Annotated in this window: 13 protein-coding genes and 1 pseudogene; 12 read left to right on the top strand and 2 right to left on the bottom strand. The window is 67.6% G+C overall.

Annotation, left to right across the window (positions count from 1 at the left end):
• On the top strand, nucleotides 1-507 hold a 507-nt coding region (locus AC2W7C_RS03250; RefSeq protein ID WP_486000152.1), incomplete at its 5' end, for a DUF4893 domain-containing protein.
• Between the two features lie 36 nt (nucleotides 508-543).
• Here AC2W7C_RS03250 and AC2W7C_RS03245 read toward each other — a convergent pair.
• On the bottom strand, nucleotides 544-2,208 hold the full coding sequence (locus tag AC2W7C_RS03245) for a serine hydrolase (protein WP_486000151.1): 1,665 nt from the start codon (nucleotides 2,206-2,208) through the stop codon (nucleotides 544-546).
• A 580-nt stretch (nucleotides 2,209-2,788) separates the two neighbouring features.
• Here AC2W7C_RS03245 and AC2W7C_RS03240 point away from each other — a divergent pair.
• From AC2W7C_RS03240 to AC2W7C_RS03200, 9 genes and pseudogenes are all read left to right on the top strand, one after another.
• Nucleotides 2,789-4,747, top strand: coding sequence for a TonB-dependent receptor domain-containing protein (locus AC2W7C_RS03240; protein ID WP_486000150.1), 1,959 nt, complete (start codon nucleotides 2,789-2,791; stop codon nucleotides 4,745-4,747).
• Between the two features lie 83 nt (nucleotides 4,748-4,830).
• Nucleotides 4,831-5,241 carry a DUF6766 family protein gene (locus tag AC2W7C_RS03235; RefSeq protein ID WP_486000149.1) on the top strand — a complete coding sequence of 137 codons (411 nt, stop codon included), beginning with the start codon at nucleotides 4,831-4,833 and terminating at the stop codon, nucleotides 5,239-5,241.
• Between the two features lie 118 nt (nucleotides 5,242-5,359).
• Nucleotides 5,360-7,948 (top strand): ATP-dependent chaperone ClpB, encoded by a 2,589-nt coding sequence (clpB, locus tag AC2W7C_RS03230; RefSeq protein WP_486000148.1) that lies wholly within the window; start codon nucleotides 5,360-5,362, stop codon nucleotides 7,946-7,948.
• 39 nt (nucleotides 7,949-7,987) lie between these two features.
• Entirely contained in the window at nucleotides 7,988-9,172 is a 1,185-nt protein-coding gene (locus AC2W7C_RS03225; protein WP_486000147.1) for an AAA family ATPase, read from the top strand.
• The gene (locus AC2W7C_RS03220) at nucleotides 9,154-9,330 is read left to right on the top strand and encodes a DUF3696 domain-containing protein (RefSeq protein ID WP_486000153.1); all 177 of its coding nucleotides are present in this window, start codon (nucleotides 9,154-9,156) and stop codon (nucleotides 9,328-9,330) included. The genes AC2W7C_RS03225 and AC2W7C_RS03220 overlap by 19 nt, the downstream gene beginning before the upstream one ends.
• A 573-nt stretch (nucleotides 9,331-9,903) precedes the next feature.
• Complete coding sequence (locus tag AC2W7C_RS03215; protein WP_486000146.1) at nucleotides 9,904-10,770, top strand: alpha/beta fold hydrolase; 867 nt, start codon at nucleotides 9,904-9,906, stop codon at nucleotides 10,768-10,770.
• Between the two features lie 859 nt (nucleotides 10,771-11,629).
• Entirely contained in the window at nucleotides 11,630-11,962 is a 333-nt protein-coding gene (gene clpS / locus AC2W7C_RS03210) for an ATP-dependent Clp protease adapter ClpS (RefSeq protein ID WP_486000145.1), read from the top strand.
• 4 nt (nucleotides 11,963-11,966) lie between these two features.
• Nucleotides 11,967-14,281: pseudogene (gene clpA / locus AC2W7C_RS03205) on the top strand (ATP-dependent Clp protease ATP-binding subunit ClpA).
• A 141-nt stretch (nucleotides 14,282-14,422) separates the two neighbouring features.
• On the top strand, nucleotides 14,423-15,268 hold the full coding sequence (locus AC2W7C_RS03200) for a hypothetical protein (RefSeq protein ID WP_486000144.1): 846 nt from the start codon (nucleotides 14,423-14,425) through the stop codon (nucleotides 15,266-15,268).
• Between the two features lie 118 nt (nucleotides 15,269-15,386).
• On the opposite strand, the gene AC2W7C_RS03195 is transcribed toward AC2W7C_RS03200, so the two are convergent.
• Nucleotides 15,387-15,695: a CsbD family protein gene (locus tag AC2W7C_RS03195; protein ID WP_486000143.1), complete on the bottom strand. Its 309-nt coding sequence runs from the start codon at nucleotides 15,693-15,695 to the stop codon at nucleotides 15,387-15,389.
• A 163-nt stretch (nucleotides 15,696-15,858) separates the two neighbouring features.
• Between AC2W7C_RS03195 and AC2W7C_RS03190 the strand changes: the two genes are divergently transcribed.
• Nucleotides 15,859-16,932 carry a hypothetical protein gene (locus AC2W7C_RS03190; RefSeq protein WP_486000142.1) on the top strand — a complete coding sequence of 358 codons (1,074 nt, stop codon included), beginning with the start codon at nucleotides 15,859-15,861 and terminating at the stop codon, nucleotides 16,930-16,932.
• Nucleotides 16,865-17,490, top strand: a 626-nt coding sequence (locus AC2W7C_RS03185; protein ID WP_486000141.1) for a S41 family peptidase, incomplete at its 3' end; no start/stop codon positions are given. The genes AC2W7C_RS03190 and AC2W7C_RS03185, both read left to right, overlap by 68 nt.

Genomic DNA, 17,490 nt, shown 5'->3' with positions numbered 1-17,490 from the left:
CCCGGGGGACGCCCTCCAAGCTGGGCCGCCCTGGACGAGGCCTGGCGCCTGGCCCGGGCCGAGGCGGAGGAGCAGGGCTTTGCCGCCGAGGTCGAGGCCCTGGGTCCCCTGGTCGATCCCAACGCCGGCCAGACCGGGCGCCTGCAGCCGGCGCCGGGGACTTATCGCTGTCGGACCGTCCAGATGGGTTCCGCCAGCCTGGCCTTCGTCGCCTATCCCTACTTCCGCTGCGTGGTGGAGCTGACCCCCGGCGGCGACCTGATCCTGACCAAGACGACCGGCTCCCAGCGGACCCGGGGCCTGCTTTATCCGGACACGGAGCGTCGGCTGGTCTTCATCGGCGCCCAGGCCTGGGGCATGGACGAGACCGGCTATCCCGCCTACGGCGACCAAGCTGAACGGGATCAGGTCGGGGTCTTCGAGCGCATCGGCCCGCAGCGCTGGCGCATCGTCGTACCCTGGCCCAGCCCGTCGACCAAGCTGGAGATCATGGAGCTGGTGAGGTGAGGCGCAGGTCTGACTGCATCCGCTGGTCGACGGACCTCAGGTTCCGAAGGGTCCGCTGACCTTCGTCAGCCGCAGGTCGTGGTAGTCGTAGCTGAAGTCCGCGTCCGGACTGACCGCCTTCATCGTCGCCGAGACCGCGACGCCGTTCTCGATCTTGAAGGTCACGAAGACGTCCTCCTCCCGCTTGTCGGGGAAGCGCGTGCGGAAGATGTCCCCGTCGTAGGGCTCCAGCATCCCCTTCAGCGCATTGGTGCGGGTGAAGCCGATTCCCAGTTGAGTTCTTGGCCCGGGGTTCGGTCCTCTACGGATCGTGGCGTGGCTGTAACCGATCACGACATCGCCGTACCAGGGATCGCGCCAGGTTCCCGCGTAGGCCATCAACGGCAGCGAGGGCGGCGCTCCGGCCCTCTGTTTGGCGTCGATCTCGGCCGCCGCGGCGATCGACTTGGCGTCGTTCTCGGCCTGCTGCCGGACGCCGTCGGCGATCCAGTCGAACCCCGCCTTGCCCATGATGATATCGGCGATCCCGCTCCGCAGCGCGCGGGTGACCATCCCTTCCTCGGCGTTGGTGAAGTAGCTGAAGCCGGCGTTTCGGCCCGGCAGCAGGACGGTGCCGGAGACATAGCCCGGCGCCCCGCCGCCGTGGGTGATGAACCGCTCGCCGCGATAGTCCTGCACCTGCCAGCCGGTAGCGTAGGTCGAGGCGATGGCTCGGCCCGGCAGCGCCTCCGTCGGCCCCGCCGAGTTCGAGATCAGGATGTTGGGTCGCCACATCTCGTTGGCCCGCGCCTCTGAGTACAGCCGCGACCCGTCCGGCAGCTGACCCTTGGCCAGCTGGACCGCGATCCATTTGGCCCAGTCCACCGGGTTGGTGACGAAACCGCCCGCCGCGGCCGCCGCCGACCAGTCCCAGACTTCCTGGATCGACTGGCCGATGGTCTGCATCGGGCCCTGGTAGCGCAGCGGCGGCCCCAGCCGTCCGTGCGGCAGGGCCGACTTCGCCGGGTCGGCGCCGGTCATCAGCGGCAGGGTCTCCGTCATGCCCAGCCGGTCCAGGATCCGGGTCTGGACGAACCGCTCCCACGGCATGCCCGAGGCGGCGGCCACGACCTCGCCGGCGGCCACGAACATCAGGTTGCAGTAGTGGTAGGTCGTGCGGAACGTGTCCTCGATCGGCACATGCGGGATCGCCGCCATGATCTCGGCCCGGGTCCGGTCGCCGTTGGGCCAGAACAGCAGGTCGCCGGCCCCCAGGCCGAAGCCGATCCGGTGACTGACCAGGTCGCGCACCGTGACCATGTCGTTCAGCTCGGGCTTGGACAGGCTGAAGCCGGGCAGGTAGGTGCGGACCGGCTCGTCCCATTTCACCTTGCCCTCGTCGATCAGGATGGCCAGTGCGGCGCAGGTCACCGCCTTGGTGTTGGACGCGATGGCGAACAGGGTGTGCTCGTCCACCGCCGCGCCGCCGATCGCCCGTACGCCGTAGCCCCGCGTCAGCACGGGCCGGCCGTCCTTGACCACCGCGACCGACACCGCGGGCTGATCGGGGAAGCCGGCCATCACCCGCTTCACATAGGCGTCGACGGCCTCCGCGAGGGCGGCGTCGGCTGCGGCCTCCTGCGTCCACCCCGCGGAGGGCAGGGCGGCGGCGCCCGCGACGGACGAGACCAGCGCCGCGCGGCGCGTGAGGCGGATGGACATGGGCGGCTCCCGACGAACTTGTCGTCGGACGCTAGCCCGCCGCTCGCCCCGCGTCATCCCCGCCTGAACCGGCATGCAGACGGCGGGGCGGAAAATGTCCGTTCTGAAAAAACCGTAATGAAATGAAAAAGATGTAACTCGGTCGGCTCGCTGATCGCTGTTAGTCAGCACGCTGCGCGAAGGGCGATCCCGACCTCCGCATTTCCTGGCTGGGGGCCATGCCGAACTTCAAGCTCATCCTGCTCACCGGCGCCGCCCTGGCGCTGCCCGCCGGCGTCGCCTCCGCTCAGACCGCTCCGGCTCCGCAGCCCGCGCCCCGACCCGCTTCGACCCAGGCCCAAGGTCCGGCGTCGTCCCAGACGCCAACACAGACGCCGACGCAGACGCCCGCTCCGGCCGAGCCGTCCGCCGACGCTGAGACCCAGGAGGGCGAGCAGCCCGCCGCCGAGGCGACCGCGATCGGCGACGTCGTCTCGCCGCCCGTCCCAACGAGGTCCGCACCTCGATCGATTCGACCAGCTACAGCCTGGCCAACGATCTGCAGGCGGCGACGGGAACCCTGGCCGACGCCCTGCGCAACGTGCCCTCGGTCGAGGTCGATCCCGACGGCAACGTCAGCCTGCGTGGCGACGCCAACGTCACCATCCTGGTCGACGGCCGCCCCGCGACCCAGTTCAACGGCCCCAGCCGCGGCCAGATGGTGCTGCAGATTCCGGCCAGCCAGTACGCCCGCATCGAGGTGATGACCAATCCCTCCGCCGCCTACAGCCCCGAGGGATCGGGCGGGGTGATCAACCTGATCTCCAAGCCCAACGCGGTGCGCGCGGGGAACACCACCACCGGCTCGATCCGCGCCAACGTCGGCGACGACGGCCGTTGGAACATCGGCGGCAACATCGCCCATGTGATGGGCAAGACCACTTTGTCGGCCGACATCGGCGTGCGCCACGACGCCTTCCTGCAGGAGATCGAGCGCATCCGCGAGCGCTTCGACGCCGGTTCGGGCCGCTTCCTCCAGGCGCGCCAGTCCCAGAACATCGAGGGCGATTCCGACAACATCTTCGTCCGTCTGGCCGCCGAACATAACCTCGACGACAAGACCCAGCTGACCGGCGAGGTCCGCCACGTCGACGTCGACAACCTGGCCGACGCCATCGACCTCTATGAGGCCGACGCGGCCTCCGGCGGCCTGGCCTCGGCCTACACCCGCACCTCCAGCGGCGGCTTCTCGGGCCAGTTCTCGGGCGGCTCGGCGCGCCTGCTGCGCCGCTTCGACGGCCAGGGTCACGAGTGGTCCAACGAGGTCCGCTACGACCGCAACCGCTTCACCTTCGGCTTCGACACCGTCGTCGACCAGGACATCCCGCCCTCGGCGCTGTCCTACGAGACGATCGAGAACAAGAACCGCCAGGAGCAGGTCGGGATCACCAGCGCCTATGTCCGCCCCCTGTCCGACGGCGGCCGCCTGCGCCTGGGCTATGAACTTCAGGCCTCCAGCCTCGAGCTCGACAACGCCGTCGCGCGCGGCTCCGCGCCGGGCAATCTGATCCCCGACCCGATCGTCTCCAACGAATTCCACGTCGACCAGGCGGTGCACGCCCTCTACGCCACCTGGGAGCGGCCATTCGGCGAGAAGCTGTCGGCCCAGTTCGGCCTGCGTCTGGAGCAGGCCAACATCGACCTGGACCAGGTGACCACCAACATTCAGTCGTCCAACGACTATTTCCGCGCCTATCCGACGCTGCACCTGTCCTATGCCCTGGACGACACCCAGACCCTGCGCGGCAGCTACAGCCGGCGCATCCAGCGGCCCAACCCGCAGGACCTGAACCCCTTCCTGACCTACCAGGACAACCTCAACTACCGCTCGGGCAATCCGAACCTGCTGCCGCAGGAGACCGACGCCTTCGAGATCATGTGGCAGAAGCGGGTCCAGCAGACCTTCTACCAGGCCACCCTCTACTATCGCGACACCACCGACGCCTTCACCCAGGTGACCTCGGATCTGGGCGGCGGCGTCTTCCTGACCCGCCCCGAGAACCTGGGCTCCAGCACCGCCACGGGTCTTGAGCTGGTCGCCAACGGGGCGCTGCACCCGACGCTGCGCTACAACGCCAGCATCAACGCCTTCCGCCAGGAGATCGAGGCCTCGGGCATTCCGGGCGCCGTCAACCGCGAGATCGAGAGCGTGGGCGGGCGCCTGACCCTGAACTGGCAGCCGACCCAGGCCGACTTCGTGCAGCTGTCCGGCATCTGGACCGGCGACCAGCTGCTGGCCCAGGGCGTGCGCGAGCAGGCCACCCTGGTGAACTTCGGCTACCGCCGGAAGCTCAACAGCGACTGGTCCTTCCAGGCCACCGTCCGCGACGTCTTCGACGAGTTCGGCGCCACCACCTTCATCGAGACCCCGGCCTTCACCGATCGCACCAGCATGATCTTCGGCGGCCGGGCGGCCTACATCGGCCTGACCTGGACCTTCGGCTCCGGCCAGCGCCGGCCCGAGCAGTTCGACTTCTCGGCGCCCCAGACCGGCGGCTGACCGGACCGGCGGCTGATCCCGCGACGCCGGGCGGAAACCACCTTCCGCCCGGCGTGTTGCGCTCCTGCACAAGGAGCGAAGTCATGAAACGCTACGCCTACGGCTGGATCACCCTCGGCTTCTTCGTCATGTCGTTCGGCCTGCATTGGCTGTTCGGCTGGTTCGCCTTCGTCGACGAGGCCAGGGAGCACGGCCAGACCGCGCAGATCTCGGCCTATCTGGTCGAGATGAGCCGCGACACCTTCGAGAACTGGCAATCCGAGTTCCTGCAGCTGCTCTGGCAGGTCGTCGGCCTGGCCTACTTCCTCTACCTCGGCTCGCCCTCGTCGAAAGAGAACGACGACCGCGTCGAGGCCAAGATCGACGCCCTTCTGGAACTGGTCGGCAAGAAGCAGGGCCTGGAGCTGATCAAGCAGATCGACGAGAGCCACCTGCGCCACCACGGCCACGCCCAGGTGCATGTGAACCCGCCCTATGTGAAGGGCGGCGAGTAGGCTCCCCCGCCGGGACTTGTGTGACGCTGGGGCCACACCCACCTGAACGATCGCCGGACGGCGCGTCGCTTGCTTGGGAGGACGCGCCGCCGGAGTCCGCTTCTCGAAGGGATACGCCTTGAACCTTGACCTCTACTCCGACCGCGCCAAACAGGCCGTCCAGTCCGCGCAGAGCCTCGCGCTCGCCCGCCGCCACCAACAGTTCGCGCCCGAGCACCTGCTCAAGGTCCTGCTGGAGGAGCGCGACGGCCTGGCCCGCAACCTGATCTCCGCCGCCGGCGGCGACGCCCGCCGCGCCGAGGCCGACATCGAGACCGCACTCAGCAAGCGCGCCCAGGTCTCGGGCGGTTCCGGCCAACTCTACCTGGACGGCGACACCGCCCGCGTCTTCGCCGCCGCCGAGGCCGCCGCCAAGAAGGCCGGCGACCAGTTCGTCACCACCGAGCGCATCCTGTCGGCCTTGGCGAAAGAGGGCGGCGTGGCCAAGACGGTGCTCGCCGCCGCCGGCGTGACGCCTGACAAGCTCGACGAGGCCATCAACGACATCCGCAAGGGCAAGACCGCCGACTCGGCCGGCGCCGAGGACGCCTACGATGCGCTCAAGCGCTACGCCCGCGACCTGACCCTGGCCGCCCGCGACGGCAAGATCGACCCCGTGATCGGCCGCGACGAGGAGATCCGCCGCACCATCCAGGTCCTCGCCCGCCGCACCAAGAACAACCCCGTCCTGATCGGCGAGCCCGGCGTCGGCAAGACCGCCATCGTCGAGGGCCTGGCGCTCCGCATCGTCAACGGCGACGTGCCCGAGAGCCTGAAGGACAAGACCGTCATGGCGCTGGACATGGGCTCGCTGATCGCCGGCGCGAAATACCGCGGCGAGTTCGAGGAGCGGCTGAAGGCCGTGCTGAACGAGGTCGCGGCCGCCGAGGGCGGCATCGTCCTGTTCATCGACGAGATGCACACCCTGGTCGGCGCCGGCAAGGGCGACGGGGCCATGGACGCCTCCAACCTGCTGAAGCCCGCCCTGGCCCGCGGCGAACTGCACTGCGTCGGCGCCACCACGCTGGACGAGTACCGCAAGCACGTCGAAAAGGACGCCGCGCTCGCCCGCCGCTTCCAGCCCGTGATGGTCGAGGAGCCGACGGTCGAGGACACCGTCTCGATCCTCCGTGGACTGAAGGAGAAGTACGAGGTCCACCACGGGGTCCGCATCTCCGATAGCGCCATCGTCGCCGCCGCCACCCTGTCGAACCGCTACATCACCGACCGCTTCCTGCCCGACAAGGCCATCGACCTGGTCGACGAGGCCGCCTCCAGAGTGCGCATGGCCGTCGATTCCAAGCCCGAGGCGCTGGACGAGATCGACCGCCGCCTGGTCCAGCTGAAGATCGAGCGCGAGGCCCTGAAGAAGGAGACCGACAGCGCCAGCCAGCAGCGCCTGGAGAAGCTCGAGGACGAGATCGCCGACCTGGAGGGGCAGTCCGACGACCTGACCGCCCGCTGGAAGGCCGAAAAGGAGAAGGTGGGGCAGGGCGCCCAGCTGCGCGAGACCCTGGACCGCCTGCGGGCCGAACTGGCCGCCGCCCAGCGCGCCGGCGACCTGGGCCGCGCGTCCGAGATCGCCTACGGCCAGATCCCAGGCATCGAGAAACAGCTCGCCGACGCGGAAAGCCTTGAGGCGGACAAGTCCGGCCCCCTGACGCCGGAAGTCGTCGACGCCGAACAGATCGCCGCCGTCGTCAGCCGCTGGACCGGCGTGCCCGTCGACAAGATGCTTGAAGGCGAGCGCGAGAAGCTGCTCAAGATGGAGGATGCGCTCGGCGCCGCGTCGTCGGCCAGGACCGAGGCCCTGGCCGCCGTCTCCGACGCGGTGCGCCGCGCCCGCGCCGGACTGAACGACCCCAACCGCCCGCTCGGCTCCTTCCTGTTCCTGGGGCCCACCGGCGTCGGCAAGACCGAGCTGACGAAGGCCCTGGCGGAGTTCCTGTTCGACGACGAGGCCGCCATCACCCGCCTGGACATGAGCGAGTACATGGAGAAGCACAGCGTCTCGCGTCTGATCGGCGCCCCTCCCGGCTACGTCGGCTACGACGAGGGCGGCGCGCTGACCGAGGCGGTCCGTAGGCGACCCTACCAGGTCGTGCTGTTCGACGAGGTCGAGAAGGCCCACCCGGACGTCTTCAACGTCCTGCTGCAGGTGCTGGATGACGGTCGCCTGACCGACGGCCAGGGCCGCACCATCGACTTCAGGAACACCCTGATCATCATGACGTCCAACCTCGGCTCGGACGCCCTGGCCAACCAGTCGGAAGGCGAGGACGTGGAAGCCGTCCGTCCCTTCGTCATGGAGGCCGTCCGCGCCCACTTCCGGCCCGAGTTCCTGAACCGCATCGACGAGATCATCCTCTTCCACCGCTTGGGCCGCGCCCAGATGTCGGGCATCGTCCGCATCCAACTGGCCCGCTTCGAAAAGCTGCTGGCCGACCGGCGGCTGACCCTGTCCCTGGACGACACGGCCTTGGCCTGGCTCGCCGACAAGGGCTACGACCCGGTCTACGGGGCGAGGCCGCTCAAGCGCGTCATCCAGAAGGAACTGGTCGACCCGATCGCGCGGAAGCTGCTGGCGGGCGAGATCGCGGACGGGTCGGTGATCGCCGTGTCAGCGGGCGGGGAGGGGCTGGAGATCGGAAAGGCGCGGGTGCATTAGCGGCTGGTGCTGATACCTAGGCCCTGATATCTCAAGGTTATGCTGACGCAACTCTTGATGTCGAACTTCAAGGCTTGGGCGAACGCCGATGTGCGGTTCGGAAAGATCACAGGTCTTTTCGGCACGAACTCGTCCGGCAAGTCGAGTGTCATCCAGTTTCTGCTCCTCTTAAAACAGACTAAGGAGGCGGCAGATCGTGGAATCAGCCTAGCAATGAACGGGTCTTACGTAACTCTCGGGAGTTATAGAGATTTTATTCATAATCACGATGAGGCTCAGAAACTCAACTGGGGCGTCTTCTGGCGGACTCAGGATGATTTCGTCATCACCGATCCTCTGAAAAGACGCGGCGAGATATTCGCTCGTGGGAAGGACCTTGGTGTTCTCAGTACTGTGGGTGCCGCTAAGGGAGCTCCCCGGGCTGAGCGCCTCGAATATCGGCTGAGTCCCGATCATCGGTTCAAGCTTCAGCCCAAGCCTAGTGAGCCTACTGCCTTCGATTTGAAATCCGAAGGCGGGTTTGATTTTAAGCGTGCGCTTGGCCGAGCTTGGCAGTTGCCAGGGCCTGTTAAGTCATATGGTTTCCCTGACCAAGCGCTAACATACTTCCAGAACTCTGCGTTCTTGTCACAGTTCGTCTCGTCCTTTGAAGCTCAGATGGATCGGACTTTCTACCTCGGACCGCTACGAGAACATCCGAAGAGGGATTACGTCTGGTCGCGATCACGCCCCAGCGACGTCGGGCCTCGCGGCCAATTTGCGATCGAGGCAATCATTGCGGCCACAGAGGCAGGGGAGAAAAGGAACCTTGCGCCGAAGGCCCATCTGAAAACATTTCAGGAAATGATTGCGTACTGGCTCAAGGAGATGGGCCTAGTAGAGTCGTTTTCTGTTGAGGAAATTAAGGAAGGTTCTGGTATCTACCAGGCCAAGGTCAGGGTGCGCTCAGGGGCGCCTGAGGTTTTGTTGACGGAAGTTGGATTTGGGGTTTCTCAAATCCTACCGGTTCTTACGATATTGTACTATGTAGATGAAGGCTCCACTATCCTAATGGAGCAACCCGAAATACACCTTCATCCACTTGCCCAAGCGGGACTAGCGGATGTTATGATTAGCGTTGCTAAACGCCGAAATATTCAGATTGTAGTCGAAAGTCATAGTGAGCATTTCTTGCTTAGGATGCAGCGCAGGCTTGCAGAGGGGATATATCTTCTGAAGACATAAAGCTCTACTTCTGCGATGTCGAGGGGCCGGCGACTAGCCTTGAGCCTCTGAAGCTAGACCACCAAGGTGTGATTTCTAACTGGCCGAAGCATTTCTTTGGAGATGCTTTCGGGGAAACGGCTGCGGCTCAGAAAGCCAGGCTGAAGCAGTCGAGCTGAACGCTTGGATCGCGTGGTCGACACCAACGTTGCCGTGGTTGCAAATGGGCGTGACGTTACTGCGTCGAAGGCGTGCCAGATTTCATCTATTGAAGCTCTCGAAGAACTGGTGACGCGGGGTCGAATTGTCATCGACACGGGGCAAGAGATTCTATCGGAGTATCAAAAGCGGTTGAAAGCTGAGGGTCAGCCGGGCGTCGGTGACTTATTCTACCGCCACGTTCTGGACAATCTTGGTAATCCTGAACGAGTTCGCCGCGTCGATATCGACGCGCCGCGTACGAGAAATCTCACGGATGCCTTCCAACACGGAGGCCTAGCTCAGTTCGATCCAGCGGATCGACCTTTCGCACTCTGCGCTGCCGCAGGCCGGTGTAGCGTAGCGGTATCGACGGATAGCGATTGGCTCGAGAATGAGGCCGGCTTGAGGGCTTGTGGGGTCTCGGTGCGGTTCGTCTGTGGGAAGGAAGCGGCCACGCGAGCCAAGGCTTAGCCGAAAGTTTCTTGCTCAATACAGGGATCGACTCATCAGCCTCGTGGGCACCCTGCTTCCGCCCCGCGCGTTCCCCCTCCATGCCCAACCTCCACCACCTCACCCTCTCCACCGGCACATCCCTCGCTTACCGCACCGCCGGCGACCCCTCGCTCCCCGCCCTGGTCCTGATCCACGGCTTCCCCAACGCCTCGGGCGGCTTTCGCCACGTCCTCCCCGTCCTCTCCCAGGTCGCCTACGTCGTCGCCCCCGACATGCCCGGCTCGGGCGCCTCCGAGCCCCTCCCGGATCCCGGCTTCGACGCCTTCGTCGAGGCGACCGCCGACCTGCTGGAGCATCTGAACGTCGGCCCGCGGTTCCTCTATGTCCACGACTGGGGCGCGCCCGTCGGCCTGGGCCTGGCGCTGCGCGATCCCGACCGGGTGCTCGGCCTGATCGTCCAGAACGGCAACGCCCATGACAGCGGCATGGACCCCGAGCTGTGGAAGGACGCCCGCGCCTACTGGGCCGATCCCTCGCCGGAGACCGAACGCAAGGCCACCGCCCATCTAAACGCGGAGGAATTCGTCCGCGCCCAGTACGTCGACGGCCTGCCCGACGAGGTCGCGGCCCGCATCGAGGGCGAACCCTGGAAAGAGGACTGGGCGGTGCTGAACCAGCCCGGCCGGCTGGAGACCCAGATCAAGCTGATCCTCGACAACGGCCGCACTCACGTCGCCCGCTTTCCCGACTACGCCCGCTACCTCCGCGACCGCCAGCCGCCGGCCCTGATGGTCTGGGGCCGGCACGACCCCTATTTCGCCATCGACGAGACCCTGGACTGGATCAAGGCCCTGCCGCGCATGGAGGCCCACATCCTGGACGGCGGCCACCTGCTGCTCGAGACCCACGCCGCCGAGGCCGGGCGGCTGATGGCGGACTTCGTCCGGCGGAACGGGAGGGCCTGAGGGCGTCGTCTCCCGTCGGGAGAAGGACCCCGCATCGTCGGCCTTTCGCGGACTCCCAGCGAACCGGCGCCCGCCAAGCCTCTGGAATCCCGCACGAACCCTGTCGCCCAGCGTCCTATTCCCGCACCGTCCTCCAGCGGCCGCATACTGTTCGCATCCCGTCGGTGGGGAGGGCGTCGGATCCAACGCCCGACGACGGCGGGCTGTGGTCGAGCGATGAAGCCCGGGCGAAGGGTAGTCCGGGGGTCCTCGTCGGACGGCGATGGATGCCGTCCGCTTGCTCGCCGCGCGCTTCGGCGTGGACCGCTGGCTCAGCCTATGTCCCGCCCCCGCCAGCGTCAGCGATGACGACGGCGGGTGATCCGGTAAGGCCCCAACAGAGCCGCCAGCCGGAGAGCGCGCGAACCAACGACCGCGCGGGGCGGCCTGTCTCGTCGAAACGGTAACAATCCAACAGCTCCGGGCGAGGCCCGGACGCCCCGCGCCCTCCCCGACCTCCGGCGGCTCCCGCCGGTGGACGAACACGCCTGCCTTTGTCATCCCGGCCGAAGCGAAGCGAAGAGCCGGGACGCGCGCCTTCTCCCTCCCTCCCCGACGGAGGGTGGTCGCGCAGCGACCGGGTGAGGGCGGCTCGACGAGCGATTTTGAGCCGCTCCCACCCTGTCGTCGCTTCGCGCCGACATCCCTCCCTCAAGCGGGAGGGAGAAGGACGACGCCCGCCCTGTCATCCCGGCCACACTGGAGCCAGGAGGCCCCATTCGATCGACGATCGCCGACAAACAGAAACCTGTGACTGGACGCGGCTTCAAATCAGGCCATCATTCCCTATCTGTCCATCGACTCCCCAACCGGACAACGAATGCCGCCGTCACGTAAGGTCGGTGATCCAGGAGCGGGCCCCGGCGCCGCCACGATCACCGAGACAAAGCCGAAGCTTCAGAGGCCCTCGCTCTATCGGGTGCTGATCCTGAACGACGACTACACGCCGATGGAATTCGTCGTCTATGTGCTGGAGCGGTTCTTCCAGAAGAGCCGCGAGGACGCGACCCGCATCATGCTGCACGTGCACCAGCATGGCGTCGGGGTCTGCGGCGTCTTCACCTACGAAGTGGCCGAAACCAAGGTCGCCCAGGTGATCGAGACCGCGCGCCGCCACCAGCATCCCCTGCAATGCACGATGGAAAAGGACTGAGAGCTTGCCCTCTTTCTCGCGTCCGCTCGAAGAAACCCTGCACCGGGCCGTTCACTACGCGAACGAGCGCCGGCACGAATACGCCACGCTGGAGCATCTCCTGCTGGCCTTGGTCGACGACCCCGACGCCGCAAACGTGATGACGGCGTGCAATGTCGACCTGATCGCGCTCAAGGCCGCGCTGACCCTGTACGTGGATACCGACCTGGCCGCCCTGGCGACCTCGGACGGCGACGACGCCAAGCCGACCGCCGGCTTCCAGCGCGTGATCCAGCGCGCGGTGATCCACGTCCAGTCCTCGGGCCGCGAGGAGGTGACCGGCGCCAATGTGCTGGTCGCCATCTTCAGCGAGCGCGAGAGCCACGCCGCCTACTTCCTGCAGGAGCAGGACATGACGCGGTACGACGCGGTCAACTTCATCGCCCACGGCATCGCCAAGAAGCCCGGCGTGGGCGAGACCCGTCCCGCCAAGGCCGCCGGCTCCAGCCCCGAGGACGCCGAGGACGCGGCCGCCGCCAAGACCGGCGGCGAGGCGCTGGAGGCCTATTGCGTCGACCTGAACGAGAAGGCCCGCAACGGCAAGATCGACCCCTTGATCGGCCGTCACGCCGAGGTCGAGCGCTCGATCCAGATCCTCTGCCGCCGCACCAAGAACCAACCCGGCTGCTGGTCGGCGACCCGGGCGTCGGCAAGACCGCGATCGCGGAAGGCCTGGCGCGCAAGATCGTCAACCACGAGGTGCCGGACGTTCTGACCGACGCCACCATCTACTCGCTCGACATGGGCGCGCTGCTGGCCGGCACACGCTACCGCGGCGACTTCGAGGAACGGCTGAAGCAGGTGGTCAAGGAACTGGAGACGCACGACAACGCCGTGCTCTTCATCGACGAGATCCACACCGTGATCGGCGCCGGCGCCACCTCGGGCGGGGCGATGGACGCCTCCAATCTGCTGAAGCCCGCCCTGGCGTCGGGCACCCTGCGCTGCATGGGCTCGACGACCTACAAGGAGTACCGCCAGCATTTCGAGAAGGACCGGGCCCTGGCCCGCCGTTTCCAGAAGATCGACGTCAACGAACCCACCGTCGACGACACGATCAAGATCCTGAAGGGGCTGAAGACCTCCTACGAAGGCCACCACAAGCTGCGCTACACCGATGCGGCCATCCGCACCGCCGTGGAGCTGTCGGCCCGCTACATGACCGACCGCAAGCTGCCGGACAAGGCGATCGACGTGATCGACGAGGCGGGGGCGTCGCAGATGCTGCTGCCCGAGTCGAAGCGCAAGAAGGTCATCGGCCAGAAGGAGGTCGAGGCCGTCATCGCCAAGATGGCCCGCATCCCGCCGAAGTCGGTCTCGAAGTCCGACACCGAGAGCCTGCGCGAGCTGCAGGCCGACCTGAATCGCGTCGTCTTCGGCCAGGAGAGCGCGATCGAACAGGTCTCGGCGGCGATGAAGCTGGCGCGGGCCGGCCTGCGCGATCCTCAGAAGCCGATCGGGGCCTTCCTGTTCTCCGGCCCGACCGGGGTCGGCAAGACCGAGGTCGCGCGCCAGCTGGCGTCGACCCTGGGCATCGAGCTGCAGCGCTTCGACATGTCGGAGTACATGGAGCGGCACACCGTCTCGCGCCTGATCGGCGCCCCTCCGGGCTACGTCGGCCACGACCAGGGCGGGCTGCTCACCGACGCCGTCGACCAGCATCCGCACTCGGTGGTGCTGCTGGACGAGATCGAGAAGGCCCATCCGGACGTCTACAACATCCTGCTGCAGGTGATGGACAACGGCCAGCTGACCGACGCCGTCGGCAAGAAGGTCGATTTCCGCAACGTCATCCTGATCATGACCACCAACGCCGGCGCGGCGGACAACGCCCGCGCCGCCATCGGCTTCGGCCGCGGCAAGGTCGAGGGCGAGGATGAGAAGGCCATCCAGCGCCTGTTCGCCCCGGAGTTCCGCAACCGCCTGGACGCCATCGTGGCCTTCAAGGCGCTGGACTCCGAGACGATCAAGTCGGTGGTGACCAAGTTCGTGATGCAGCTGGAGGCCCAGCTGGCGGACCGCAACATCACCATCGAGCTGACGGACGAAGCCGCCGACTGGCTGGCCAAGAACGGCTTCGACGAACTCTACGGCGCCCGGCCTTTGGCCCGGACGATCCAGGAGCACATCAAGAAGCCTCTGGCCGACGACATCCTGTTCGGCCGGCTGGTCCGCGGCGGGCATGTGAAGGTCGAGCTGAAGGACGGCAAGATCGCCTTCGACGTGACGCCCGCCACCGGCGCCGCGGCCAAGGTGAGCGTGGACGAAGCGGCGGACTAGCTCCGGCGCAGGCCGAGCTTTCACCGTCATTCCGGGGCTGAGCGCAGCTCAGAACCCGGAACACAGGACCGCGATCTCCTGGGTTCCGAGTTCCGCTTCGCGGCCCCGGAATGACGGCACAAGGGGGACGGGAGGCCCGCCATGCCCAAGATTCTGCTGCAGACCACCATCGAACCGACGCCCGACGACTGGAACGTCGGCCGCTTCCGGCGGCTGGCCGAACACTTGTCGTCGCTGGACGGGGTGCAGGTGGTCGCCCGCGACCGCGGCGCGCCGGCGGGGACGACCGACCCGGTGCTGGCCGGCCTGGCCGATAGCGACTTCGACCAGCTGTGGCTGTTCGCGGTGGATGTCGGCGACGGCCTGAACGCCCAGGAATGCGCGGCCATCGGGGCCTTCCGCGCCCGCGGCGGCGGGCTGATGATCACTCGCGACCACATGGACCTGGGGTCCTCGGTCTGTTCGCTGGGCGGGGTGGGGGAGGCCCACTATTTCCACTCCAGCAGTCTGGACCCCGATCCCGACCGCAACCGGCGCGACGACGTCGAGACGGGCTACATCGACTTCCCCAACTACCATTCCGGCGCCAATGGCGACTGGCAGGCGATCCGCCCGGTGGGAGACCCGCACCCGTTGCTGCGCGACGCGGACGGCGGCCTGTTGGACCGGTTGCCGGCCCACCCGCACGAGGGCGGGGTCGGAGCCCCCGACGGCGTGGCCGAGGCGCGGGTCATCGCCTCCGGCGTCAGCAAAGTCACGGGCCGGCCCTTCAATATCGCGGTGGCCTTCGAGGGCCGGGACGGGCAGGGCAGGGGCTTGGCCCAGAGCACCTTCCACCATTTCGCCGATTACAACTGGGACCCCCGCGACGGCTGCCCGAGCTTCGTCGACGAGCCCCCGGGCGACGCCATGATCCGCGACCCGGAGGCCCTGCGTCAGACCAGGCGGTACATAACCAACCTGGCCGCCTGGCTGTCGGGAGGCTGAGATGGGCGAGGCGGTGCTGACCGAGAACAACACCGGCAAGCCCGTCGCCGAATGGGTCGAGCACGGGATCAGTGCGAACCATGATCGCCCGGCTGTTCGTCCTGGCCGCCCGAAACGGCTAGCGGCGGCGGCCGCCCAGGCTGCTCAGCAGGATGGCCGCGCCGGCCAGGATGCCGGTGGTCAGCAGCGGCTTGCGGCGGGCGAAGTCCAGCCCCTTGCGGGCATGGCCCTGGTACTGGGTCGGCGCCTTGTCGACCAGGCCGTCCAGGCCGTCGATGACCCGGCCGTAGGCGTCCAGGGCCTTGCCCTTCACTTCGTTGAGCTTGCCTTCGAGCCGAAGGCGGTCGTCGCCGGTCAGGCGGCCGACGCCGCCCTGGACCTTGCCCTCCAGTTCGGTGGCGGCGCCTTCGATGCGTTGGTCGGTCATTGGAAATCCTTGAAGCTGGGTTGGGGCCCGGGGAGGCTTCAGGCGGAGCGCGCGTGACGGCGCGGGGTTCCCGGCCGCGGCGCTGGAGCGCGGGAAAGATCATCGACCGCCGTTCGTTCAATCTTGGATGACAATATAACAGTGCTGTTATATCGAGGGCCGCATGACGGAGATTCGCACCCTGGGCGCGCTGCTGCGACACCTGATCGACCTGCTGGACGGCGGGGTCGAGCAGACCTACCGCGACGCCGGTCTGGCCTACCGGCCGCGCTATACGCCGGTGGTCCGCGTGCTGCTGGCCTTCGGGCCCAGCTCGATCCGCACGATCGCGGACCAGGGCGGCATGACCCATTCGGCGGCCAGCCAGACGGTGTCGCACATGAGCGCCAACGGCCTGCTGGAGATCTCCGCGGGCGAGGACGCGCGCGAGCGGGTGGTCGCCCTGTCGCCCACCGCGGAAGCCATGGTTCCCGCCCTGCGCCGACACTGGGCGGCCACCGAGGCGGCCGTCCGGGCGCTGGAGGCCGAGATCGGCGCCCCCCCTGGCGGACATCGCGCGCGACGCCATCCAGGCCCTGGAACGCAGACCCCTGAACCACCGGATCAAGGACGGACTTTCATGACGCCTACGCCCAAATCCCTGGCGCGCGCCGCCGTCGCCGCCATCCTGGCCGTCGCCGGCCTGGGCGCGGCCTTCCCGGCGTCGGCGCAGATTCGCCCCAGCGCCGTCTACGCCGAATCCGCCACCCTGACGCCAGCGCAGCGGGTCGCGGCGATCGACGAAATCCTGGAGGTGATCGAACGGAGCTACGTTTTCCCCGAGCGCGTGCCCGCCGTCGTCGAGGCGATCCGGGCGACCCAGGCGCGGGGGCGCTACGACGTGTCCGACGCCGGCGCATTCGCCGACCTCCTGACCGCCGACCTGAGCGCGGCGGCGGGGGATCGCCACGTCTATCTGCAGCACGATCCCGAGCGCTACGCGGCGGCCCTGCGCCAGCCGGCCTCGGACGCGCGCGCCCGCCCTCGAGAGCAGGTGATGACGGCCCGGGCCCGCCGCATCCACTACGGCCTGACCGACCAGCGGCTGCTGGGCGGCAACATCCGGTATCTTCGCGTGGCGAATTCGCCTGGGTCGACGGCGGCGAGACGGCCAGGCCTGGGACGACGCCATGCGCTTCCTGCAGGGTGGAGACGCGGTGATCCTGGACATCCGGGGCAACCCCGGCGGGTCCCATGAGGCGGTTCGCTACGCCTTGAGCCATTTCATGGAGGGCGGCCGGCTGCTGATGACCTTCCTGGAGGCCGGCAAGGCGCCGGACGAGTCGTTCAGCCTGACCGATCTGCCCGCGGGACGCATGGTCGGCAAGCCGCTGTACGTGCTGACCGGCTCGAACGTCGGCTCGGCCGGGGAGGACTTCGCCTACAGCGTCCAGCAGTTCGGCCTGGGCAAGCTGGTCGGCGAGACCACGTCGGGCGGCGCGAACAACAACCGCTTCGTGCCGATCGCGCCGGGCTTCATGCTGAGCGTGTCCTTCGGCCGGCCGGTGCACGCGGTCAGCGGCGGCAATTGGGAAGGGACCGGCGTCGCGCCGGACCTGGCCGTTCCGCGAGAGGCGGCGCTGGAGACCGCCGAGGCGGCGGCGCTGGAGGCTCTGATCGCCGGCGCCCGGAACGACCCCGCCCGCCTGACCGAATACGAGTGGGCCCAGACGGCGGTGCGCGCGCAGCTGAATCCCGTCACCCTGACGGAAGAAGAGATGCGGCCCCGCGCGGGGCGTACGGCGACGCCGCCGTC

It is taken from the genome of Brevundimonas sp. CURTG3B2_SDJG, from assembly GCF_057364705.1.
Note: the sequence above shows the minus strand (reverse complement) of the source record. Positions and strands in the feature narration are given on the sequence as shown.